Here is a 23,601-nt window from a genome sequence, read left to right on the forward strand (position 1 = left end):
TTTGGAGATGGACCTTCCTCACCGGGAGCAGGCAGACGCCTTCAGTGAAGACCACGGGAAGGACAATGGGGAGGACCATCATGACAGATAATCCGAAGGTTCCGGAAGATCAGCCGTCCGCCGGGACGTTCGATCTGATCGTGGCCGGGTCGGGCGCTGCGGGGCTTTGTGCCGCCGTCACAGCGGCCTTCCACGGACTGAAGGTCTGCCTGCTGGAAAAGACAGATGTCATTGGCGGCACAACCGCCTGGTCCGGCGGCTGGATCTGGGCACCGTGCAATCCGGTGGGCCAGAGAGCTGGCATCGTCGAAGACACCACTGCCCCGCGTCTCTATCTCCAGTCTCTTCTTGGCAATCACTTCGAGGCAGACCGCATCGACGCTTTCCTTGCCGCCGCCCCCAGGATGGTCGGTTTTCTGGAAGATAACACCGCGCTGGAATTCGAAGGCGGGCTTGCCATTCCGGACACCTACAGCCACCTGCCGGGCGCGGGCATGGGCGGTCGTTCGGTCATCGCCAGGCCATATGATGCCCGCAAGCTCGGCACCTCTCTCAAGCTGTTGCGCAAGCCGATGCGCGAGACAACGTTTTTCGGCATGACCATTCAGGCAGGACCGGACCTGCGGGCCTTCCTGACCATGCTGAGGTCCACGGCCAGCTTTGGTCATGTGATGAAGCGAACCTTGCGCCACTTCCGGGATCTGGCCCTCCATGGCCGGGGCATGGACCTGCGCAATGGCAACGCCCTTGCTGCCCGCTTGCTGCGCACGGCGCTGGATCTGGGTGTCGACATCCGCACCGGAGCCGTGATCGACCGCCTAATCACTTCCGATGGCAGGGTTCTGGGAGTTGCGCTTGAAGACGGCACGCAATTGACTGCGGAACGCGGCGTGGTTCTGGCGTGCGGCGGATTTTCGCAAAACCCCGTCATCAGGCAAGGCATCTTTCCGCGAAACGAAGACCACAGGTCCCTTGCCCTTCAGAGCGCGGCAGGAGACGGCCTGACCCTTGCCATGAGCGCTGGCGCGGTTCCCAAGACCAATCTTGCTCACCCTGCGGCCTATTGCCCGGTTTCAACCGTGCCTTGGGAAAACGGCCAGTCAGGTCAGTTCCCTCATATCATTGACCGGGGCAAACCCGGCGTCATTGGCATTCTCGCCTCCGGGCGCCGCTTCTGCAATGAAGGGCTTGGCTACCATGACTATGTGACGGCACTTCTTGCCGCTGTGCCTGAAGAGGAAAAGGCGGAATCCTGGCTCGTTTGCGATCACAGGTTCCTGCGCCGCTATGGCCTGGGTATTGTCCGTCCCTCGCCTGTTCCTTTCGGCGCCTGGCTTCGCAATGGCTATCTCAAGACCGGCAAGACCCCTGAAGAGCTGGCCAGAGCCTGTGGCATTGACCCGGCAGGTCTCACCACCACACTGGATACCTGGAACAGGCATGCTGCGACGGGCGAGGATCCCGAATACGGCCGGGGCGCAACCCCCTATATGCGGCTTCAGGGCGATCCTGCCCAAAAGCCAAACCCCTGTGTCGCCCCGATTGCCTCCGCGCCCTACTACGCCGTGAAGGTCGTTCCCGGCAGTTTCGGGACCTTCGCCGGGATTGCCACAGATTCCAGCGCCCGTGTGTTGAGCACGGACGGAACACCAATTATCGGGCTCTATGCCGCCGGCGCGGACGCTGCCAGCGTCTTTGGCGGCTTTTATCCTGCCGGCGGGATCAATCTCGGCCCAGCCCTCACCTTCGGCTATATCGCAGGCTGCCATGCAGCCGGGAAAGACATCTGATGCCCCGCACGCTCTCCGTTGCCCATCTTTCGGCCATTGATCTTGCCCCTCCGGCGTTTCTGGAGGCTGCGGCCGAGGCGGGTTTTGAGGCTGTGGGCCTGCGCCTGATCCGGGTGACAGACACCTCGCCCGGTTATCCCTTGATGGAGGACCCGGCGGCCCTGCGGCAAACCCGGTCCGCCATGGCCTCAACTGGCCTGCGTGTCGCCGACATCGAATTCGTCAAGATCACGTCGCAGACCAATATTGAAGCCTTGCTGCCGTTTCTGGACGCAGGCGCAGAGCTCGGCGCGGCCCAGGTCATCACGGCCCCTTACGATCCTGACCTGACCAGGCTCGCCGACACACTGGGCCGCTTGTCGGAGGAAGCCCGAGCGCGTGGGCTCGGCACGGTTCTGGAATTCTTCCCCTGGACCAATGTTCCCGATCTTGCCGCCTGCTGGCAGGTGGTGAGCCAGGCCGGTCCACACACAGGCCTGCTGGTGGACAGCCTGCATTTCGACCGGTCCAACTCATCTCTGGACCTTTTGAAGGCCTTGCCCAAGGACAGGCTTCCTTTCGCCCATCTCTGCGATGCCCGCTGCCAGCCGGCCTATTCGGAAGAAGAATTGCTGGAAACCGCAAGAGCCGAGCGGCTTGCCCCCGGAGACGGTCAGATTGATCTGGCCGCATTTCTGGACGCATTCGACCCCGACCTGCCCCTCGGCATCGAAGTTCCGATGAACGCCAAGGCCGCCGCAGAAGGCTCACCTGCCGTGTTGAAGCACCTTTACCGGCGGACCTCGGAGTTTCTCGAAAACCTGCCTGGCGCGTGACCCTATCCGCCGGGTCCGCGCTGAACCGGAGCAGACCCGGCATAGACCGACAATCCGGCTGCATTGAAAATCTCGCCGAATTCCGGATCCGGGTCTTCATCGCAAACCAGACCATTGAAGTCACCAAGCTCGGCGACATGCACATGGTCCCGGTGGCCGAGCTTCTCGCGGCCCGCCAAAACATAGCGGGACCGGGCAGACGCGATCATGGCGCTCTTGATGATTGCGAGCGTGCGGATTGCCTCGCTGACGCCGTTGCTGTCGATGCCCGAAGCCCCGATGAAACAGGCATCCACCGTGTGACGATCGAGAAAGGCCAGTGCCTCCGCTCCCGAAACAGCCGCCTCTGCAGCAAGGTAGTCTCCCGGACAAAGCACGACATCAATGGAAGAAGACTGGCCAAGGGTCATGGCAACCGGAAGGCTGTTGGTCAGAACGGTGCAAGGGGTGCCCGCGATCGCCAGCTGACGGGCCATCTGCAGCGTGGTCGTGCCGCCATCCATCATCAGGATCGATCCGGGCTGTACCAGTCCGGCAGCGCGGCGCCCGATCCTTTCCCGCTCTTCCTTGCGGCTCGCGGACCGCGCATCCAGATCCGAATAAAGCCGGAAAACACCTGTCACCGGAACGCGCCCTTCGTCCTGCCGGGGAACCAGGCCTGCCTGGCTCATGCCCTCCAGATCCTGACGGATGGTTTCATCGCTGACGTTGAACTGTTCGGCCAGTTCGGAGATCCGCATGTGTGGCCGCGCCTGGAGCTCTCTTAATAGCTGCTGCTGGCGCTTTTCCGTTTCCAGTGTGGAGTCAACACCTTCTCCATCACGAACACCGGACTGCAATTTGTCCAAATCAACCTCCTTGCCCTTACCCCAACCCTATAAAGCCCATAAATTTTTAGGGGCGCTAGATGGATTTCTTGAAAACCTTTCTTTCTCTGCCGAATGCTGTTGCAAATGACACACTCCGGTGTTGAACTTGGGACTGATTTGATCGGCATATCCGGACTTTTCGCTTTTCGCTTCAGACGACTAACAATTACCCGGCTCAAGGTCTCTCGATAGAGACCTAAGGCGGCTCAGTTGGGCGCACCCGCCCCGTCCCACGCGAAACCCTTAAGACCGGGAAGCCCTCCCGCTTCGCTCCTTGCCTGACCTGACCGGACCTTGGTGAATGCTCGCATTTATTCTGAATCTCGCTGGTGCGATTGCCCTGCTGCTTTGGGCTGTCAAACTTATCCGCCATGGCGTGGAACGCGGCTTCACCAACCAACTCCGCTCCGGCCTGCGCCGGGCCGGTAAATCCCCCATCAGCGCCGCTTTTGGGGGGGCCATCGCGGCCTTCTGCCTTCAAAGCTCCACAGCCGTTGCGCTGCTTGCCACGTCCTTTGCCGCCAGCGGCGCCCTCGCAGCGACAGCTGGCGTGACCCTGCTGCTGGGCGCTGATGTCGGATCAGCCCTTGTGGTTCAGGCCCTGGTGCTGCCTGCCGGAATGCTCATCCCTGTGTTTCTTCTGGCCGGGGTCACTCTCTATCTGCGCGCGGGCGAGCGGCGCTACAAGGAAGCCGGCCGCATCCTGATCGGCCTTGCCCTGATCTTCGTCTCGCTCGGCATGATCCGTACCGCGACCCTGCCGCTGGCAGGCAGCGAGCTGGTGGAAATGATCGTCTCCTATCTGTCGCGCGACATGATCAGCGCCTTTCTCATCGGCGGGCTGATGGCTTTTGCCATGCACTCAAGCGTCGCTGCGATCCTGACCTTCGTGGCCTTCGTGGCCGAAGGCATGCTGCCGGTCCCAGTTGCCGCAGCTCTCGTGCTTGGCGCCAACACCGGCGGCACCCTGATCCCGCTGTTCCTGACCTCAGGTGCGCCCGCTGCAAGCCGCAACATCGTCATCGGCAATACAGTGCTGCGCGGTGGCGGCGCGTTGCTGACGCTCTTTGCCCTGGTCCAGTTCTCGCCTGACCTTTCCTTGCTGGGAAGTTCGGCAACCCGGCAGCTGATCAACCTGCATCTGGCCTTCAATGTGGCCGTTGCCCTTGTCGGACTGCCGCTTGCCGCCCCGCTGACCAATGCCATCCAGCGCCTTCGGACCAGCAACACGCCTGTGCAGCCAGTTGCCCAAGCCAGTGCGCTTGACCCTGCGGCCCTCGCCCATCCGGAACGGGCTCTTGCCTGCGCGGCACGAGAAGTCCTGCGCATGGGTGAGACAGCCCATCAGATGCTGGTTCCGGCAATGGACCTCATGCGAACCTGGAAGCGCGAGAATGCCACCACCATCCGGACGCTGGAGGACGAGGTTGACCGGATGCATTTCGAGACCAAGCTCTATATCGCCAAGCTGCAGCAGCAGCCCCTGACGGCGGACCAGGGACGCCGGGCAATGGATCTCGCAGGCTTTGCCAATAACCTTGAAGAAGCCGGAGACCAGATCTCCACCGCCCTTCTCGAGATTGCCGAGAAGCTGAATGAAAAGGCGCTGAAATTCTCCGACAGCGGCTGGCATGACCTGTCCGATTTCCATGACCGGGTCGTGACCAATGCCCAGCTCGCCCTCAATGTGATGATCACCCATGATCAGGGCGCCGCGCTTCAGCTCGTCGAGGAAAAGGACCATATCCGCGAAGCGGAACAGGACATGCAGGCCCGCCATCTTGACCGGTTGCGCTCGGGCAACACCGCCAGTATCGAGACCAGTAACCTGCACCAGGAGACCCTTCGGGCGCTGAAGACCATCAACACCTGTTTCTCCATGACGGCCTATCCGATCGCCGAGGAATCCGGCGCTCTGCTTTCCAGCCGCCTGGCCCAACGCAGCAAGGCGGCTGCCGGAGTGTGAGGAAGCTGCGGCCAGTCTTTCTCTGAGAGCGTCGGAATCGGAGCCTAAAACAGCCTCAGCAGTAGCCGAATGGGTACGGCATGGACCCCATGGTCAAGCCATGGGTGACGAATACGGAGGGGCAGGAGAACGATGAAAGGTCGTTTCACCGACGGCGTGGTTATCTGGCGGTGAGGTTGCGTTGGCAAACCAAAACAGATGCGGCAGCCGCTGAAGATACTTTCATCCTCCAACCTCTCCTCCGTCATGCCATGGCTCGACCATGGCATCCATTCCGTAACCTTACTTCAAAAGGTCACGTCTCAATTTGAGGAGACGAAACGGCATGTATCCCCAGGCTCAAGCCCGAGGATGACGAACGAGCCTGAATTTGATCCCCGGCCAAGCCGGGGATAACCGCAGGGAGAATCTTGTCTCCCTCGCCCTGATCACACCACGTTGCGTTCGCGGTAAGTCTGTAAGAAAGAACGGACGCGGGGGTCGTCAGGCTCCCGGCCGAAGATGTCGGCGGGCGGTGCCAGGGTGACAAGACGGCCCTTGTCGAGGAAAGCGACCCGGTCGGCCACATGGGCGGCAAAGCCCATTTCGTGGGTGACGACCACCATGGTCATGCCCTCGGCGGCCATTTCCTTCATCACCGTCAGCACTTCGCCGACCAGTTCCGGATCAAGGGCCGACGTCGGTTCGTCAAAGAGCATAACCCGCGGCTCCATGGCAATCGCCCGGGCGATGGCCACGCGCTGCTGTTGGCCACCGGAAAGATTGGCCGGATGGTTCTGCGCCTTGTCGGACAGGTGAACCTTGGTAAGCGCAGCCATGGCCGCGTCCTGTGCAGCCTTCTTGCCCAACCCCTTCACCTGGATCAGGGCCTCGGCAACATTCTCCAGAGCCGTCAGGTGCGGCCAGAGATTGAACTGCTGGAACACCATGCCGATGTGCTGGCGCTGGCGGCGCAAGGTGCCAGCAGCAACGCGCCTGCGCGGCTGGGCAGTGCCCTCCTGCCAGCCGATGAGTTCACCTTCGAGCCGGACTTCTCCGGTATCATAGGCTTCCAGAAAGTTGAGGCAGCGCAGCAGCGTGGATTTGCCGGACCCGGATGGGCCGATCAGGCAGACCACTTCGGAGCGGTTCACATCCAGCGTGATGTCGCGCAGCGCCTCAAAGTCCTTGAAGGACTTGCTCATGTTGCGGACCGAGATAAGCGCCTCGGTGGCAGCGGACGGTGTCTTTGTGTTCATCGGGATGTCCCTGCTTGTCTCAGTCTCAAGTGCGCTTCAAATGGCGCGTGACGCGGGCTTCGACCCGGCCACCAAGCCAGCTCGTGACGATGACCATCAGCCAGTAGAACAGCGACAGCACCAGGAACGGCTCGATATAGGTGAAGGTCTCAGCGGCCATGGTCTGCGTTTCATAAAGCAGCTCCGGCACGGTCACGACCGACAGGATGGCCGTTTCCTTGCTGAGAATGATGATGAAGTTGGTCAGCGGAGCCGTGATCGGCACCAGCATCTGCGGCAGGATGATCCGGCGCATGATACGGGCTTCCGACAGGCCGACGCAGCGTGCCGCCTCGATCTGGCCCTTCGGCACCGCATTGAAGCCGGACCGGAAGATCTCGGCAAAATACGGGCTGCCATAGACGATGAAGCTCAGGATACCAGCCTGAACCGGCGTCAGCACCAGCCCCAGATAGGGCCCGCCATAATAGAGGATGAAAAGCTGGATCATGAACGGCGTGCCGCGGATCAGCTCCACATAGAGGTCGATAATCCAGCGGACCGGTCGGATGCTCCAGCGGTAAAGGCAGGCAATGGCGAAGCCAAGCAGCAGACCACCGACAGAGCCGACAATCCAGCACAGGATGGTTACACCGAAGCCGCGCAGGAGATCCGGGCCATAGCGAACGAAAAGGTCGAGTTCCATCTCCGCCCCCTACCCGATCTGCAGCCGCTTTTCGGCCATCCGGCCAAAGCGCGACAACACGAAATTGATGACGAAATAGATCCCGGCCGCAGCCACATAGATCTCCAGCGGACGGTAGGTCTCGCCGGTAATGTTCTGGGAAACGCGGGTCAGTTCGGCAATGCCGACGACCGAGGCCAGGGAAGAAACCTTGACCAGAAGGATCAGCTCATTGACCAGCGACGGCAGGCCAAGGCGGATGGCCTGGGGCACCAGAATGCGCCGCCACAGAGCCAGAGACGGGATGCCGAGCGCTTCTGCTGCTTCCGCCTGCCCCTTGGGGATGGCCTGAAGCGCACCGCGCAGGATTTCCGCCGTATAGGCCGCCGAGCACATGCCGGTGGCAAGGATCGCAGCCGCGATGGCCGGAAGATCCAGCCCGACATAGGGCAGCATGTAGAAGAACATCAGGAGCTGCACCAGCAGCGGAACACCGCGGAAGAAGCTGATGTAGAACCGCGCGAAACTGGCAAGCGCCAGGTTCGACGAAAGCCGCGCCGCACAGAGCAGCACGCCCAGCACGATACTGATCGCCATTCCGGCCACGGAAATGAGCAGGGTCCACCGCGCAGCTGCCAGAAGATACGGCAGATTGTGCGCGATGACGTCAAAAGAAAAGTCCACCGGGGATCGCTCCGCACTGACGGTTGCCGCGGGTGATGGTTTTATAAAAACCAGCCCGTGAAAACGAATGCTCCGGCAGGGTTACCCTGCCGGAGCGCGGTCGGCGTTACTTCACGTCCGGCATGGTGGTCGGCAGCTCCGGAGAGGTGCCCAGCCACTTTTCGTTGATTGCCTTGAGGCGGCCGTCTTCGTGCATCTTCAGCAGAGCAGCGTTGATGGCTTCGACCAGGGAAGCGGTCTCGTCGCCCGGACGGGCAACCCAGCCGAAGTACTTCGGCTCGCCGAACGGCGGCATGACCATTTCGAACAGGCCCGGACGCTGAACGGCAGCATAGCCCATCAGCGGCATGGAGTTGGCAACACCCTGGATACGGCCCGCGGCAAGGTCAGCCAGCGCTTCGTCGATATTGACGTATTCACGGATGTCGGCCGGAGTTGCCAGCGTTGCGGAGAAGGCCTTCAGCTGTTCCAGCTGGGCAGAGCCCTTCTGGGAACCCACGGCTTTGCCGGCGATGTCTTCCGGCTTGGCGATCGAGCTGTCACCGGCCTTCTTGGCGAGCGCAACGGTGGCGTTGCCGATCGGCAGGGAGAAGCTGTAGCGGCTCAGGCGCTCGGCGGTGATGGTCACCGGAGCGTTGACGATGTCGAACTTGCCAGCTTCCAGGCCCGGAAGGATCGACTGCCACGGCAGATCGAGGAATTCGACCTCGACGCCCAGTTCCTTGGCAACTTCGGTGAAGAGATCGTGGCAGATGCCCTGATATTCACCATCCTTCAGGATGTCGAACGGTGCGTAGTGCATTTCGGTTGCGGCCACGATCTTGCCCTTGGCCTTGATGTCGGCCAGCAGATCCGCATGGGCAGCCCCGGCCAGACCAAGGCTGAAACCCACTGCGGCAACCACACTGAGGAACTTCGCTTTCATTCTCACTGTCTCCTAATTCTCTGGGAGGTTGAACCTTTTGGTCTTCTTATTGTTTTTGGTCTCTTCAGCCAAGGATGGCTGGAAGATTCAATTGATGTTCTTTTGCGCAGTCGATGGCGATTTCGTAACCGGCATCCGCATGGCGCATAACCCCCGTTGCCGGGTCATTCCATAGCACCCGGGCAAGGCGCTCATCAGCATCTTTCGTGCCATCGCAACAAATCACCATGCCGGAATGCTGGGAAAAGCCCATGCCGACCCCGCCGCCGTGGTGGAGCGAGACCCAGGTCGCGCCTGACGCGGTATTGAGCAGAGCATTCAGGAGCGGCCAATCGGACACGGCATCCGAGCCGTCCTTCATGGATTCGGTCTCGCGATTTGGCGAGGCAACCGATCCCGAATCGAGGTGATCGCGGCCGATGACGACCGGCGCCTTCAATTCGCCATTGCGGACCATTTCGTTGAAGGCAAGACCCAGGCGGTGGCGCTGGCCAAGGCCGACCCAGCAGATGCGGGCCGGAAGCCCCTGGAAGGCGATCCGCTCGCGGGCCATGTCCAGCCAGTTGTGCAGATGCTCGTCATCGGGGATGAGCTCCTTCACCTTCTGGTCGGTCTTGTAGATGTCCTCCGGATCCCCCGACAGGGCGCACCAGCGGAACGGACCGACACCGCGGCAGAAGAGCGGGCGGATATAGGCCGGAACGAAGCCCGGGAAGGCAAAGGCATTCTCGAAGCCCTCTTCCAGCGCGACCTGGCGGATGTTGTTGCCATAGTCGAGGGTGGGAACGCCTGCGTTCCAGAAGGCGACCATGGCCTCCACCTGCTTGCGCATGGATGCACGTGCAGCCTTCTCTACGGCCTTCGGATCGCTTTCGCGCTTGGCCTTCCATTCGGCAATCGTCCAGCCTTCCGGCAGATAGCCGTTGATCGGATCATGGGCGGAGGTCTGGTCGGTGACGATATCCGGGCGCACGCCGCGGCGCATGAGTTCCGGGAAGATCTCTGCAGCGTTGCCCAGCAAGCCGACAGACTTCGCTTCGCCAGCGGCTGTCCACCGCTCGATCATGGCAAGAGCCTCATCCAGCGAGGTTGCCTTTTCATCGACATAGCGGGTGCGCAGGCGGAAATCGATGCGGGTCTCGTCACACTCGACCGCAAGGCAGCAGGCGCCAGCCATGACGGCCGCCAGCGGCTGAGCGCCGCCCATGCCGCCAAGGCCACCGGTGAGGATCCACTTGCCCTTGAGGTCGCCGCCGAAATGCTGGCGCCCTGCTTCGGCAAAGGTTTCATAGGTGCCCTGAACGATGCCCTGAGTGCCAATATAGATCCACGAGCCGGCAGTCATCTGGCCGTACATGGCCAGACCCTTCTTGTCGAGTTCGTTGAAATGATCCCAGGTCGCCCAATGAGGCACCAGGTTGGAGTTGGCGATCAGCACGCGCGGCGCGTCCTTGTGGGTGCGGAACACACCCACCGGCTTGCCGGACTGGACCATCAAGGTCTCGTTTTCTTCCAGAGACTTGAGCGCGCCGACAATCTTGTCGAAGTCGTCCCAGGTGCGGGCAGCGCGGCCGATGCCGCCATAGACCACCAGTTCATGGGGATTTTCAGCCACATCCGGATGCAGGTTGTTCATCAGCATGCGCAGGGGCGCTTCGGTCAGCCAGGACTTGGCATTGAGTTCCGTGCCAGTGGGCGGAAACACGTCACGGGAATTATGGCGGCGGTCAACCATTTTGATCTCCTCGGGTGGTCAGGCTTTACGCCAGCTTTTCTTGTGGGGCCTTGGCCGGGTTCTGGGGAAGGTTCAGCGCAATCTCTGCCAGATCCTTCAGGATCAGTTCGAGATGGGGGCGAAGACGCCCTGCCCGGTCCTCGTCATAGTCAAAGGGAACATCTTCGCTGGCCAGATGAGTGGCCTGGGCCAGTTCCATCTGGATGGCATGGACGCCGGTTTCCGGGCGGCCATAATGACGAGTGGTCCAGCCGCCCTTGAAGCGGCCATTCAGGATACTTGTGTAACCCTCGGCAGCCTTGGTTCTCAGAACCGTTGCGGCTTCGATCGCCTGTGCGCAGGTGGTGCCGTTGTTGGTGCCGACGTTGAAGTCCGGCAGGCGTCCCTCGAACAGGAACGGAATGGTCGAGCGGATCGAATGGCAATCGTAGAGAATGGCGACACCGTGGATCGCCTTCACCCGTTCGATCTCGGCAGCAAGGGCTGCGTGATAAGGGCCGTGCCAGTCCTTCTGGCGGGCTGCGATTTCTTCTGAGGCCGGCTCAGCGCCCTCCAGATAGATCGGGCGGCCATCAAAGTCGGTCGTGGGGCAAAGAGACGTGGTGTTCTGGCCCGGATAAAGGCTCACATCCGCAGGGTCTCTATTTGCATCAATGACATAGCGGTGAAAGTTCGCACGAACCATCGTCGCGCCAGGCAGAAGGTCACGGTAGAGCCGGTCCACGTGCCAGTCCGTATCGGCCAGCACCTTGCCCGTGTCGTTGAGCATTGCCCAGATGTCCTGCGGCACATGGGTGCCCGCGTGGGGCACGCCGAGAATGACCGGGCTGTCGCCTTGGGTGACCTCAAACGGCAGCATGGTCAGCCTCCAGGGACAGAAGCGCGATGTCACCAACGCTGGCGACCAGATCTCCGCTGGAGACGATCTCCGCCGCAGCCTTCAGGTCCGGCGCCATGTAGCGGTCCTCGTCCAGAGTCGAAACCTTGGAGCGCAGGCAGCTGACGGCCGCCTGAAGCGCCTTGCTGGTGGCAAGCGGCGTGCGGCATTCGACACCAAGACCAGCGCAGAGCAGCTCGACACCGAGGATATTCGCCAGATTGTCCGTCATGCGGCCAAGGCGGCGGGCACCATGGGCGGCCATGGAGACATGGTCTTCCTGATTGGCACTGGTCGGTGTGGAATCCGTCGAACACGGATGGGCCAGATGCTTGTTCTCGCTCATCAGGGCAGCGGTCGTCACTTCCGCGATCATCAGGCCGGAGTTGAGGCCCGGATCCTTGGCAAGGAACGGCGGCAAGTCGAAGGACAGGGTCGGATCGACCATCAGGGCCACCCGGCGCTGGGCAATGGACCCAAGTTCGGCCACAGCCAGCGCGATCTGGTCAGCAGCAAAGGCCACGGGCTCGGCGTGGAAATTGCCGCCGGAAACGATGCGTCCAGCTTCCGTCAGAACCAAGGGATTATCGGTTGCCGCATTGGCCTCAATGCGCAGCGTGTTGCCGGCCATGCGCAGAAGATCGACGCAGGCCCCAGCAACCTGCGGCTGGCAGCGGATGCAGTAAGGGTCCTGCACGCGGGTGTCACCTTCCCGGTGGCTTTCGCGAATTTCAGATCCGTCCATCAGGCGGCGCATGGCAGCGGCGACTTCGATCTGGCCCCGGTGGCCACGCAGCTCGTGAATTTCCGGCAACAAGGGCGCCGTGGAGCCCATGATGGCATCGGTGGACAGCGCTGAGGTGACAAGGCAGGTCTCAGCAAGCCGCCAGGCCTCGAACAGGCCAACCAGCGCATAGGCGGTGGAGAACTGGGTGCCGTTGATGAGACCCAGCCCTTCCTTGGGACCGAGGACGACCGGCTCAAGTCCGGCTTTCGCCAGGGCCTCGCGACCAGACAGACGCTCACCGGCATAATCGGCCTCCCCGGCGCCGATCATGACGGCCGTCATATGGGCAAGCGGTGCCAGATCGCCAGACGCCCCGACAGAGCCCTGAGCCGGAACCACAGGGGTCACGCCTTTTTCCAGCATCGCCTCGATCAGCTCCAGAACCGTCCAGCGGACCCCGGAGGCACCACGGGCAAGAGACAGGAGTTTCAAGGCCATCATCAGCCGCACGATGGCAGCGGGCATATCATCGCCCACGCCGCAGCAATGGGACAGAATGAGATTGCGCTGAAGGGTTTCCGTATCTTCAGGAGCGATCTTGACGCTGGCGAGCTTGCCGAACCCGGTGTTGACACCATAGACGGCTTCCGCGCCCTGGGCCGCTTCCCGCACACGCTCTGCAGCCGCCGCAATGGCCGGGCGGGCCGCACGGTCTATGGTGACGGCAGCACCGGAGCGGTAGATCTCCTCAAGATCGGCAAGGCTCACCTTGCCCGGGGTCAGAACCAGACGGTTCATTCCATTCCTCCAAAATAACGGGAAATAAGCGGATTGAAGCCAACCCGGTAGCTGAGTTCCGCCGGATGCTCGATGCCCCAGACCGCTAGATCGGCGCGTTTGCCAACCTCCAGCGTGCCGCAATCGGTCAGCCCTAAAGCCTGCGCCGCATTGCGTGTTGCGCCCGCAAGTGCCTCCTCCGGCGTCATGCGGAACAGGGTGCAGCCCATGTTCAGGGTGAAGAGCAGCGAATTGACGGGCGATGTGCCCGGATTGCAGTCGGTCGCCAGCGCCATCGGCACCCCATGCTGACGCAGCAGTGCGACCGGCGGCGCCTTTGTTTCGCGCAGCATGTAATAGGCGCCGGGCAGCATGACGGCGACCGTTCCGGCAGCGGCCATGGCCTTCACACCTGCCTCGTCCAGATGCTCCAGATGATCTGCAGACAGGGCGCCATAGCTTGCGGCCAGCGCCGCACCGCCGAGATTGGAAAGCTGCTCAGCATGAAGCTTCACCGGCAGTCCAAGGGCCTTGGCGCGGTCGAAGACCCGGGCGATCTGCTCCGGAGAAAAGGCGATGCCTTCGCAAAAGCCATCAACCGCATCCACCAGCCCTTCCGCATGGGCCTGCTCCAGCGCCGGGAGGCAAACCTCGTCGATGTAGCGGTCCGGCTCGCCCTTGTATTCGGGCGGCTCTGCATGGGCGGCAAGAAAGCTGGTCTTCACCCGGATCGGGCGGAGCTGGCCGATGCGCCTTGCAGCCCGCAGCATGTTGAGTTCGCTCTCGATGGAGAGACCATAGCCGGACTTGATCTCAAGGGCCGTCACACCTTCCCAGATCAGGGTATCAACGCGCGGCAGGGAGACTTCGAGCAGCTGATCAACAGAGGCTTGCCGGGTCGCCTTGACCGACGAGACGATGCCGCCACCTGCCCTTGCGATCTCTTCGTAGGTCGCGCCTTCCAGGCGCATCTCGAACTCGCGGGCGCGGTTGCCGCCATAGACGATGTGGGTGTGGCAATCGATCAGCGCGGGCGTGACCAGCGCACCCTGAAGGTCCCGCTTCGGCAGCCCGGTGTAGGCTTCGGGCAGATCCGTTTCCTTGCCAATCCAGGCAATGGTTTCCCCCTTCACCACCAGTGCGCCACCGGGCCGGAGCCCATAGGCTTCGCCGCCGGGCACCATCGTGGCAAGTTTGGCATTGGTCAGAAGGAAGCTTGTCACTGGCCTGATTTCCACACTTGATTAAATCGCGTTATTAGCGATTATGCATGCACATATTAACGTGTCAACGAGGATTGAGCCCATGCCGGAACAAAGCCCAAAGACCCAGGAAATGATCTTTGCGGAACAGGCCCTTACGCCCTCCGGCTGGCAAAAGGACGTGCTGGTGGAAATCTCCGGTGACGGGCGGATCACCAGCATTACTGCCGGAAAGCAGCCTGCGGCAAACCAGCCTGTCACCCGCGTTGCAACGCTTTTGCCTGCGCCGGTGAACCTCCACAGCCATGCGTTCCAGCGGGCCATGGCAGGCATGAGCGAGCGGCGCGGCCCGGAAGCAATCGACACGTTCTGGACCTGGCGCCAGATCATGTTCCGCTTTCTGGAAACCCTGACCCCGGATGACATCGAGGCCATTGCTGCCTTGGTGCAGCTTGAAATGCTGGAGGCCGGTTACGCCGCCGTGGGCGAATTCCACTATGTCCACCACCAGCCGGACGGCACGCCCTACGCCAACATTGCAGAACTCAGCGAGCGCATTGCTGCCGCCAGTGCAGCGACCGGAATCGGCCTGACCCTGCTTCCCGTTCTCTATAGCCAGGGCGGTGTCGACGGCCGCCCCCTGAAACCAGGTCAGATCCGGTTCGGAAATGATTTCAATCGCTTCCAGAGACTTCATGAAGCAGCCTCAAAGACTGTTGCTGGACTTTCTGCCGATGCGCGGATCGGTGTCGCGCCCCATTCCCTGCGGGCCGTGACAAGAGATCAGCTGGCCGACTGTGTGACGCTCGCAGGCTCTTCACCGCTTCACATGCACCTGGCTGAACAGGTCGGCGAAGTGGCTGAAGTTGAAGAGGCCTATGGCAAGCGCCCGGTGGACTGGCTGCTGAATGCCCATGAAGTGAAGGACAATTGGTGCCTGATCCACTGCACCCAGATGACTCCGGAAGAAACAGTCGGTCTTGCCCGCACCGGCGCGGTCGCTGGCCTCTGCCCGATCACCGAGTCCAGCCTTGGCGACGGTATCTTCGACGGCGTGCGCTATCTGGAAGCGGGTGGACGCTTTGGCACGGGTTCTGATTCCAACATCCGGATTTCCCTCTCCGAAGAGCTGCGCACCTTCGAATATTCCCAACGCCTGCGTGACAAGTGCCGGGCGACAGTGGCAACCCCGGACCACTCCACGGGACGGGTCGTCTATGAAGCAGCGGCAAGCGGCAGTGCTCAGGCAGCAGGCCGCGCCTCCGGCGCCTTGGAAGCAGGACGTTTTGCCGACCTTCTGGCACTTGACGGCAAGGCCATGGATCTGGAAGGAACGGCCGGCGATGAAACGCTGGACACCTGGATCTTTGCGGGCGATGACCGGATGGTTGCCGATGTCTGGTCCGCTGGCCGCCATGTGGTGACGGGCGGCACGCACAAGAACGCCGATGCCATTCGCGAAAAATACCGCCGGACCATGCGGGAATTGAGACAGAGACTGTGAACCTGCGCGTGAAAGAGCCCAATTCCTGGACCCAGATCCGTGAGGAGCTGCTTCGGCGCATCAACGAGCGCGTCTGGCAGCCCGGGGAAACCATTCCCGGCGAGGCGGATCTGGCGGAGGAGTTCGGCTGCGCCCGGACCACCGTCAACCGCGCGCTCAGGGATCTGGCGGAGACCGGGCTCGTGATCCGCAAGCGCAAGGCGGGAACGCGGGTGGCCGTCAATCCGCCCCACAAGGCGACGCTCACGATTCCGATCATCCGCGAGGAAGTCGAGGCCCGCGGTGCGGAGCATCGCCATGTGCTGACGCTCAAGGAAATCCGCCCGCTTCCGCCCCATTTGCACGCAGCCTTCCCAGTACCGCCGGGGGCAGACGCCCTCTACACGGAAACGCTGCATTATGCGGATGACCGTCCCTTCCTCTATGAGGAGCGCTATACCAATCTGGAAGCCGTGCCGGAAATGTCCGTCGCCCCGATGGACAAGATCAGCCTGAACGAATGGCTGGTCCAGAACGCCCCCTACACAACCGGCGACATGACCTTCTTCGCCATCTCGGCCGACACGGCCCTGGCGCGTTTCTTCGAATGTCCTGTTGGAACGGCGCTTTACGTGGTCGAGCGCATCACCTGGAACAGCGACCTGCCGATCACCCATGTCCGCATGACCTATGCCCCCGGCTACCGCATGCGTACGCGGATCTGAGGCCCTAGCCGAATGTTCTGATGGCCAGGGAAATTGCTCCCGAGAGCCCGTCCCCTTGGGGCTCCTTAAGCAGCGATCTGTGATGGGGCGCAATCCAAGAATCATAGGACCGGCTCAGGCCACCGAGCAGGCACAGGGCATCACAGCCATCGAAGCGGATCTTGTCCAACGACAGATTGATAAGATGGGCGGCCTCACTGAGGATCTGAATCGCGGCTTCATCGCCCTGGCCGGCAGATGAGAACAGGTCCGCGGCATAGGTCGCAAATGCTGACGGCGGGGAGGATTTTGCAAAGCTGATCACGCCGGACAGGCCGTTGCCAAACCCGGCAAGGGTCTTCTCCAGAAGTGGAGTAAAGGGCCTGAGACCGTCGCAGGCGAGAAGGCATTCCTCCAGCAGCGCCCGGCCCAGCCTCGCGCCACCACCATGATCTCCGAGCAGAAAGCCTCGTCCCCCGAGGGAGGTCAGTTCGCTGCCCTGCCGTGCCATGAACAGCGATCCTGTGCCAAGGATCGCGATCATGCCATCTCTTGGGCCAAGCGCCCCCTCCAGGGCAATCACACCATCGGAACGGACTTCAGAGAATGAAAAAGGCAGGAGCGGTTTCAGCCGCTCGCCTGCCTGGCCGGTCATGCTGCCGGCAAGGCCGAGGTAGGCCGGATAAAGCTCCAGATCCTGCGCGAGACCCGCATGTTCAAGCGCTTGCCGGCACACTTGCAGGATCGTCTGCAATGCCCCATCCGGGTCCGTGGTGATGTTGGCGGCCCCTGCCTGCGCACGCCCAAGGATCGCGCCGGACCTGTCCGAGACCGCGGCACGGCAACTGGTGCCACCGCCATCAACACCCAGAAAATAGTCCGGTATTTTTGAACTCGATGACAAATGTTCGAACTCTTCGATCGTCATCCCGGCCAAGCAACGCGCGAGCCGGGACCGGTGAGCCAAAAGACTATCAAGTCCACAGAGCTCGGTCCCGAGATTTTTCGGCTCACCGGTCCCGGATCTTCGCTTCGCTGCGTCCGGGATGATGATCCGAGAGGTTACGAGCGGGAAAACTGGCTAAGCCAGCCTTTCCGCATGAGAAATTCCCTCCGTCTTCGTCCTGCCATGGCTTGACCATGGCATCCATGCCGTAACCTCGCCCCATATAAAAGCTGTGCTTTCAGGAGGTGGAACGGCATGGATTCCGGGTCAAGCCCGGAATGACGGCGAGAGGAAAGGCTGGACACCCTATCCCCCTTGAGAACAGAGTTGATGACGATTTGATAGACTTACCGGGGACCTCATGCACCTGCCTGCCACAATAAATCTCAGATGCAGCATCAAAGAACCGGAATAAAGAACTGATAGATCAAATATTTTCCAGAATTGACGGCGTGCTCATCGCCAGGAAGAACGGGTTGAGCAGATCTGCCTTTACCGCCCCCGGCTTGACCTCGTAGGACAAGGGAGCGCGGGTTTCGGCGACCAGCACTTCACCGCCCGCGGCCCGCAGCACCGCATCGCCCGCGCCGATATCCCACTGCATGGTCGGGGCAAGGCGCGGGTAGAAATCGGCCTTGGCTGCCGCCACCCAGCAAAGCTTCAGGCTGGAGCCGACTGATACCATTTCCGCAACGGTCAGTTTCTCGATCAGCGCAGAGGTTTCCGGTGACAGATGCGAGCGGCTCGCCAGCACCGTCAGTCCTTCTGCGGGAACCGCACGCACCGCGATGGACCGTACTTCCCCGATTTCGCCGTCGGCAACCGAACCTGCAAAAGCCCCCGTTGTGGGCGACGCCTCACCGCAAAGATCTTCCGGCAGGGCTCCGCCCCAGTAGATTTCGCCGAGCGCCGGAGCATAGACAACGCCGAATACCGGGACGCCCGCATCGATCAGGGCGATGTTGACCGTGAACTCGCCGTTTCGGGCGATGAATTCCTTGGTGCCATCCAGAGGATCGACGAGAAAATAGCGGCTTGCGGCTTGCGGCAGGTTGCCCGCTTCCACAGCCTCTTCCGCAACCACCGGAACGGACGGAAACAGATCGCTCAGCCCCGCCAGAATGATCTTTTCAGCCGCCTCATCCGCCACGGTCACGGGCGAACCATCTGCCTTGGATTCGGAGCCGAATGCGGAGCCATAGACATCCAGAATGGCATTGCCTGCCTCAATAGACAGATCGAGAAGAGCAGTATGAGGCATGAAGTCCCACCAAACAGAGCTTTGAAAATCAGCACACCGGACCGGCGTATTCCTGCCGTGAATGCCCGGTTTTGCGCCCGGAGGCAATTGAGCAAGGCGTATTTTTGCCAAAGGATGCAAGGTTCGTCCGGCATCTGTTGCAACTTCGCCAGATTTCCGGAATATCGCGGTCACACAAAGAGATTAGACACTGCCATTCATTTGAGATTCTGGAGTTCGATCAGGTCATGACTGTTCTTATTACCGGCGGCGCCGGATACATCGGTTCCCACTGCTGCGTGACCTTTCTGGAAGCCGGTCTGGACGTCGTCGTCCTCGACAACCTTGTGAATGCCCGCGAAGAAAGCCTGAAGCGCGTTGCACAGATCACCGGCAAGTCCGTTTCCTTCGAACAGGGCGACATCCGTGACCGCGCCAGGATCGAGGAGATCCTGAAGGCCTATGGGGTCACCAGCGTCGTGCATTTCGCCGGGCTCAAGGCCGTGGGCGAATCCGTTGCCCAGCCCCTCGCCTATTATGAGACGAATTTCGTCGGCACCCACGCGCTGCTCACGGCCATGGAAGCCTGCGGCGTCCACAAACTGATCTTTTCCTCTTCGGCCACTGTCTATGGCGAGCCCAAGTTCCTGCCGCTGACCGAAGAGCACCCCACCGGCCCGGTCAATCCTTACGGCCGCAGCAAGCTGATGGTCGAAGAAATGCTGAGGGATCTGGCTGCCAGCGACCCCAAGTGGCGCTTTGCGATCCTGCGTTATTTCAACCCGGTCGGCGCCCATGACAGCGGTCTGATCGGCGAAAACCCTCTGGGCATTCCGAACAACCTGATGCCCTTCATCACCCAGGTCGCAGACGGGCGGCGCGAACGGCTGGCAGTCTTCGGCGATGACTATGACACCAAGGACGGCAGCGGAGTGCGCGACTACATCCATGTGGTCGATCTGGTCGAGGGCCATCTGAAGGCTCACGAGGCCCTGAACGGCCTGAAGAGTGACAAGAATTGCCTGACTGTGAACCTCGGGACTGGCACAGGCTATTCGGTGCTGGAAATGGTCCGGGCCTTCGAGCGGGCCTCCAACCGCACCATTCCCTATGAAATTGCGCCGCGCCGGGCAGGCGATGTGGCGGAATGCTATGCCGACACGTGTCAGGCGGAATCCGCGCTTGGGTGGCAGGCTCAAAAGGACCTGGCGGCCATGTGCCATGACACCTGGACCTGGGTCTGCAAGAACCCGCGCGGTTATGAAGACGAAGGCTCCGGCAACTGACCGGATCCACACCGGTCGAAGCCAGACCAGAGGGCAACAAAAGCAGACGGAAACAGCAGGTCCTGATTTGATCCAGGTCTTGCCCTTCTTGGCTCTGTTCCGGTACTTAAGGGCCTGAATGACCAGCCGCTCAAGTCACGGCCGCCATGAGCGCCGCCGTGCCGTCAGGAGTTTACGATGCGTATCGCAATGATTGGATCAGGTTACGTGGGCCTGGTGTCCGGAGCCTGTCTCGCGGATTTCGGTCACGACGTGGTCTGTGTGGACAAGGCCGCTGACAAGATCGAGGCGCTGAAGCGCGGCGAGATTCCGATCTTCGAACCGGGCCTTGATGCCCTGGTCGCAAGCAATGCCAAGGCGGGCCGCCTGTCCTTCACCACCGACCTCCGCGGTCCGGTGAGCGAGGCTGATGTGGTTTTCATCGCGGTCGGCACCCCCTCCCGCCGTGGTGACGGCCATGCAGACCTTTCCTATGTCTATGGTGTAGCCCGCGAAATCGCCTCGGCGGTTAAAGGCTTCACGGTTGTGGTCACCAAGTCGACCGTGCCGGTTGGCACGGGAGATGAAGTCGAACGGATCATCCTGGAAACCAATCCGGATGCGGATGTTGCCGTGGTCTCCAACCCGGAATTCCTGCGCGAAGGCGCTGCCATCGGCGACTTCAAGCGCCCGGACCGCATTGTCGTCGGCCTGGAAGACGAACGGGCCCGCGAGACCATGACGGAAGTCTACCGTCCGCTTTATCTCAATCAGTCGCCGCTGCTCTTCACGAACCGCCGCACGTCCGAACTGATCAAATATGCAGGCAACGCCTTCCTCGCCATGAAGATCACCTTCATCAACGAGATGGCCGATCTGTGCGAACGGGTTGGTGCGGATGTTCAGGGCGTCGCCCGCGGCATTGGCCTCGACGGGCGCATCGGCTCCAAGTTCCTGCATGCAGGTCCCGGCTATGGCGGATCCTGCTTCCCGAAGGACACGCTGGCGCTTGTTAAGACCGCACAGGACCACGACAGTCCCGTGCGCCTCATCGAAACCACTGTCGCGGTGAACGACCAGCGCAAGCGCGCCATGGCCCGCAAGGTCGTTGCGGCCTGCGGCGGCGATGTGCGCGGCAAGACCATCGCCATCCTCGGCCTGACCTTCAAGCCGAACACGGACGACATGCGCGAAGCCCCGTCCCTGTCCATCATTCAGGCCCTTCAGGATGGCGGCGCTCGCGTCCGGGCCTTCGACCCGGAAGGCATGAAGGCGGCAAACGATCTTCTGTCCGATGTCACCTACACCAAGGATGCCTATGATTGTGCGACCAAGGCTGACGTTCTGGTGATCGTGACCGAATGGGATGCATTCCGTGCACTCGACTTCCCGCGTCTGGCCGAAACAATGGCCGCCCCGGTTCTGGTGGACCTGCGCAACGTCTACAAGCCAGAGGAAGTCACCCGCCACGGCTTCAGCTATGCCAGCATCGGACGCGGTACGACACGCGGTGTTCCCCCCATGTCGGAAGCTGCCGAATAACGCAGTCCTTGAAACAGGCGGACGCTGAGACCAGCGTCCGCAATGAAGCGCCCGAAGTGGCGCAAGAACGAAAGACACAGATCCCGTGAAAAAGGCTCTCATCACTGGCATTACTGGCCAGGACGGCTCTTATCTCGCCGAATTCCTGCTGCAGAAGGGCTATGAAGTCCACGGCATCAAGCGGCGCGCGTCTTCTTTCAATACCCAGCGCGTGGATCACATCTATGAAGATCCGCATGTCGACAATGCCCGCTTCAAGCTCCATTACGGTGACCTGACCGACACGTCGAACCTGACACGTATCCTGCAGGATGTGGAGCCTGACGAGGTCTATAACCTCGGCGCCCAATCCCACGTGGCGGTCAGCTTCGAGGCACCGGAATACACCGCGGATGTGGACGCCACCGGCACCCTGCGCCTGCTTGAAGCCATCCGGTTCCTGGGTCTGGAAAAGAAGACCCGCTTTTACCAGGCGTCGACGTCAGAGCTCTACGGCAAGGTTCAGGAAATCCCGCAGCGGGAGACCACGCCTTTCCACCCGCGCAGCCCCTATGCCGTGGCCAAGCTCTATGCTTACTGGATCACCGTGAACTACCGTGAGGCTTATGGCCTCTATGCCTGCAACGGCATCCTGTTCAACCACGAATCCCCGCGCCGTGGAGAGACCTTCGTGACCCGCAAGATCACCCGGGGCCTCGCCAATATCGCGCTCGGGCTCGAGCCGTGCCTCTACATGGGCAACATCGACAGCCTGCGCGATTGGGGCCACGCCAAGGACTATGTCCGCATGCAGTGGATGATGCTGCAGCAGGACGCACCGGAAGACTTCGTCATTGCGACCGGCGTTCAGTATTCCGTCCGCGAGTTCATCTCATGGGCTGCCGCAGATCTCGGAATCACGCTGGAGTTCAAGGGAACCGGTGTCGACGAAATCGCCGTGGTAACCCATATCCAGGGCGACCTGGCCCCGGCGCTCAAGCCGGGTGACGTGATCGTCCGCATCGATCCGCGCTATTTCCGTCCGGCTGAGGTCGAAACCCTGCTGGGGGACCCGACCAAGGCCAAGGAAAAGCTCGGCTGGGTTCCGGAAGTCACGGCCCGCGACATGTGCCGCGAGATGGTGGAGGCAGACCACAAGGCCGCCCGCCGCTATGCGCTGCTCAAGGAGCATGGCCTCGACCTTCCCGTAAGCCTGGAGGGCTGACCCATGACCTATGATCTGACCGGAAAACGGGTCTGGGTTGCCGGACACCGGGGCATGGTCGGCGGCGCCGTTGTCCGGCGCCTTGCCTCGGAAGCCTGCGATGTCATCACAGCCGGCCGCGACGTGGTGGATCTCACCGATCAGGCCGCTGTCAACGCCTGGATGGCGCGGGAAAAGCCGGATGCCATTGTTCTCGCAGCTGCGAAAGTTGGCGGCATTCACGCCAACAACTCAAGACCGGCGGAATTCATCCGGGACAATCTGGTCCTCGAAGCCAACGTCATTCATGCCGCTTACGAAAATGGCGTTGAAAAGCTGCTGTTCCTGGGGTCGTCCTGCATCTATCCGAAGTTTGCGCCGCAGCCGATCAAGGAAGAGCATCTTCTGACCGGAGCCCTCGAGCCGACCAACGAATGGTATGCGATTGCAAAGATCGCCGGCATCAAGATGTGCCAGGCCTATCGCAAGCAATATGGGGTGGACTTCATCTCTGCCCAGCCGACCAACCTCTATGGTCCCGGCGACAATTACGACCTGGAATCCAGCCATGTGCTGCCTGCGCTCCTGCGCAAGTTCCATGAGGCAAAGGTTGCGGGCAGCCCGTCTGTGACGCTCTGGGGATCCGGAACGCCCTTGCGGGAATTCCTGCATGTGGACGATCTGGCCGACGCCCTCGTCTTCCTGCTGAAGTCCTATTCGGGCGATGTGCCGGTCAATGTGGGGTCAGGCTCTGAAGTCACCATCCGGGAACTGGCCGAAACGATCGCCTCGGTGGCCGGCTACGAGGCAGAACTCGTCTTTGACAGCACCAAGCCGGATGGCACACCGCGCAAGCTGATGGACAGTTCCTACCTGCATGGCCTTGGCTGGAACAAGGCGAGAAGCCTCAAGGATGGTGTCACCCAGACCTATGACTGCTTCCTGCGGGATGTTGCCGGGAAGTAATCC

20 protein-coding genes are annotated in these 23,601 nt (G+C 61.4%); 9 read left to right on the plus strand and 11 right to left on the minus strand.

Annotation, left to right across the window (positions count from 1 at the left end; genetic code table 11):
* The first annotated feature begins 80 nt into the window (after window positions 1-80).
* Together BUA94_RS14625 and BUA94_RS14630 are read left to right on the plus strand one after the other, a co-directional pair.
* A complete protein-coding gene (locus BUA94_RS14625; RefSeq protein ID WP_073014065.1) occupies window positions 81-1,790 on the plus strand; it encodes an FAD-dependent oxidoreductase in 1,710 nt (569 codons plus the stop codon).
* Window positions 1,790-2,605: a sugar phosphate isomerase/epimerase family protein gene (locus BUA94_RS14630; RefSeq protein WP_073014066.1), complete on the plus strand. Its 816-nt coding sequence runs from the start codon at window positions 1,790-1,792 to the stop codon at window positions 2,603-2,605. Before BUA94_RS14625 ends, BUA94_RS14630 begins: the two co-directional genes overlap by 1 nt.
* 2 nt (window positions 2,606-2,607) lie before the next feature.
* Here BUA94_RS14630 and BUA94_RS14635 read toward each other — a convergent pair whose 3' ends face one another.
* On the minus strand, window positions 2,608-3,453 hold the full coding sequence (locus tag BUA94_RS14635) for a DeoR/GlpR family DNA-binding transcription regulator (protein ID WP_073014067.1): 846 nt from the start codon (window positions 3,451-3,453) through the stop codon (window positions 2,608-2,610).
* 322 nt (window positions 3,454-3,775) lie between these two features.
* Here BUA94_RS14635 and BUA94_RS14640 point away from each other — a divergent pair, with 322 nt between their 5' ends.
* On the plus strand, window positions 3,776-5,440 hold the full coding sequence (locus tag BUA94_RS14640) for a Na/Pi cotransporter family protein (RefSeq protein ID WP_073014068.1): 1,665 nt from the start codon (window positions 3,776-3,778) through the stop codon (window positions 5,438-5,440).
* A gap of 428 nt (window positions 5,441-5,868) precedes the next feature.
* On the opposite strand, the gene BUA94_RS14645 is transcribed toward BUA94_RS14640, so the two are convergent.
* From BUA94_RS14645 to hutI, 8 genes are all read right to left on the minus strand, one after another.
* On the minus strand, window positions 5,869-6,678 hold the full coding sequence (locus tag BUA94_RS14645) for an amino acid ABC transporter ATP-binding protein (protein ID WP_073014069.1): 810 nt from the start codon (window positions 6,676-6,678) through the stop codon (window positions 5,869-5,871).
* 25 nt (window positions 6,679-6,703) lie between these two features.
* Window positions 6,704-7,363, minus strand: a complete 660-nt coding sequence (locus BUA94_RS14650; RefSeq protein WP_073014070.1) for an amino acid ABC transporter permease — start codon at window positions 7,361-7,363, stop codon at window positions 6,704-6,706.
* 9 nt (window positions 7,364-7,372) lie between these two features.
* On the minus strand, window positions 7,373-8,026 hold the full coding sequence (locus BUA94_RS14655) for an amino acid ABC transporter permease (RefSeq protein ID WP_235860609.1): 654 nt from the start codon (window positions 8,024-8,026) through the stop codon (window positions 7,373-7,375).
* Between the two features lie 106 nt (window positions 8,027-8,132).
* Window positions 8,133-8,951 carry a transporter substrate-binding domain-containing protein gene (locus BUA94_RS14660; protein WP_073014071.1) on the minus strand — a complete coding sequence of 273 codons (819 nt, stop codon included), beginning with the start codon at window positions 8,949-8,951 and terminating at the stop codon, window positions 8,133-8,135.
* Between the two features lie 64 nt (window positions 8,952-9,015).
* Window positions 9,016-10,686, minus strand: coding sequence for a urocanate hydratase (gene hutU, locus BUA94_RS14665; protein WP_073014072.1), 1,671 nt, complete (start codon window positions 10,684-10,686; stop codon window positions 9,016-9,018).
* Window positions 10,687-10,711: 25 nt separating this feature from the next.
* Window positions 10,712-11,545 carry an N-formylglutamate deformylase gene (gene hutG, locus BUA94_RS14670; RefSeq protein WP_073014073.1) on the minus strand — a complete coding sequence of 278 codons (834 nt, stop codon included), beginning with the start codon at window positions 11,543-11,545 and terminating at the stop codon, window positions 10,712-10,714.
* Window positions 11,532-13,088, minus strand: coding sequence for a histidine ammonia-lyase (gene hutH / locus BUA94_RS14675; RefSeq protein WP_073014074.1), 1,557 nt, complete (start codon window positions 13,086-13,088; stop codon window positions 11,532-11,534). The genes hutG and hutH overlap by 14 nt, the downstream gene beginning before the upstream one ends.
* A complete protein-coding gene (gene hutI / locus BUA94_RS14680) occupies window positions 13,085-14,251 on the minus strand; it encodes an imidazolonepropionase (RefSeq protein ID WP_208980122.1) in 1,167 nt (388 codons plus the stop codon). The genes hutH and hutI overlap by 4 nt, the downstream gene beginning before the upstream one ends.
* 121 nt (window positions 14,252-14,372) lie before the next feature.
* On the opposite strand from hutI, the gene BUA94_RS14685 reads away from it, so the two are divergent.
* Together BUA94_RS14685 and BUA94_RS14690 are read left to right on the plus strand one after the other, a co-directional pair.
* A complete protein-coding gene (locus tag BUA94_RS14685; RefSeq protein WP_073014076.1) occupies window positions 14,373-15,773 on the plus strand; it encodes a formimidoylglutamate deiminase in 1,401 nt (466 codons plus the stop codon).
* An 8-nt stretch (window positions 15,774-15,781) separates the two neighbouring features.
* A complete protein-coding gene (locus tag BUA94_RS14690; protein ID WP_235860611.1) occupies window positions 15,782-16,477 on the plus strand; it encodes a UTRA domain-containing protein in 696 nt (231 codons plus the stop codon).
* A gap of 4 nt (window positions 16,478-16,481) precedes the next feature.
* Here BUA94_RS14690 and BUA94_RS14695 read toward each other — a convergent pair whose 3' ends face one another.
* Together BUA94_RS14695 and cysQ are read right to left on the minus strand one after the other, a co-directional pair.
* Window positions 16,482-17,360 (minus strand): glucosamine kinase nucleotide-binding domain-containing protein, encoded by an 879-nt coding sequence (locus BUA94_RS14695; protein ID WP_175558050.1) that lies wholly within the window; start codon window positions 17,358-17,360, stop codon window positions 16,482-16,484.
* Window positions 17,361-17,829: 469 nt separating this feature from the next.
* Entirely contained in the window at window positions 17,830-18,663 is an 834-nt protein-coding gene (cysQ, locus tag BUA94_RS14700; RefSeq protein ID WP_073014077.1) for a 3'(2'),5'-bisphosphate nucleotidase CysQ, read from the minus strand.
* A gap of 227 nt (window positions 18,664-18,890) precedes the next feature.
* Between cysQ and galE the strand changes: the two genes are divergently transcribed.
* The 4 genes from galE (at window position 18,891) to fcl (ending at window position 23,598) form a co-directional block, all read left to right on the plus strand.
* A complete protein-coding gene (gene galE, locus BUA94_RS14705) occupies window positions 18,891-19,928 on the plus strand; it encodes a UDP-glucose 4-epimerase GalE (protein WP_073014078.1) in 1,038 nt (345 codons plus the stop codon).
* Window positions 19,929-20,105: 177 nt separating this feature from the next.
* A complete protein-coding gene (locus tag BUA94_RS14710) occupies window positions 20,106-21,449 on the plus strand; it encodes a UDP-glucose dehydrogenase family protein (RefSeq protein ID WP_073014079.1) in 1,344 nt (447 codons plus the stop codon).
* Window positions 21,450-21,534: 85 nt separating this feature from the next.
* A complete protein-coding gene (gene gmd / locus BUA94_RS14715) occupies window positions 21,535-22,653 on the plus strand; it encodes a GDP-mannose 4,6-dehydratase (protein WP_073014080.1) in 1,119 nt (372 codons plus the stop codon).
* Window positions 22,654-22,656: 3 nt separating this feature from the next.
* Window positions 22,657-23,598, plus strand: a complete 942-nt coding sequence (fcl, locus tag BUA94_RS14720) for a GDP-L-fucose synthase (RefSeq protein ID WP_073014081.1) — start codon at window positions 22,657-22,659, stop codon at window positions 23,596-23,598.
* The last annotated feature ends 3 nt before the right edge of the window (window positions 23,599-23,601 follow it).

It is taken from the genome of Roseibium suaedae, from assembly GCF_900142725.1.
GTDB classification, from domain to species: Bacteria; Pseudomonadota; Alphaproteobacteria; order Rhizobiales; family Stappiaceae; genus Roseibium; species Roseibium suaedae.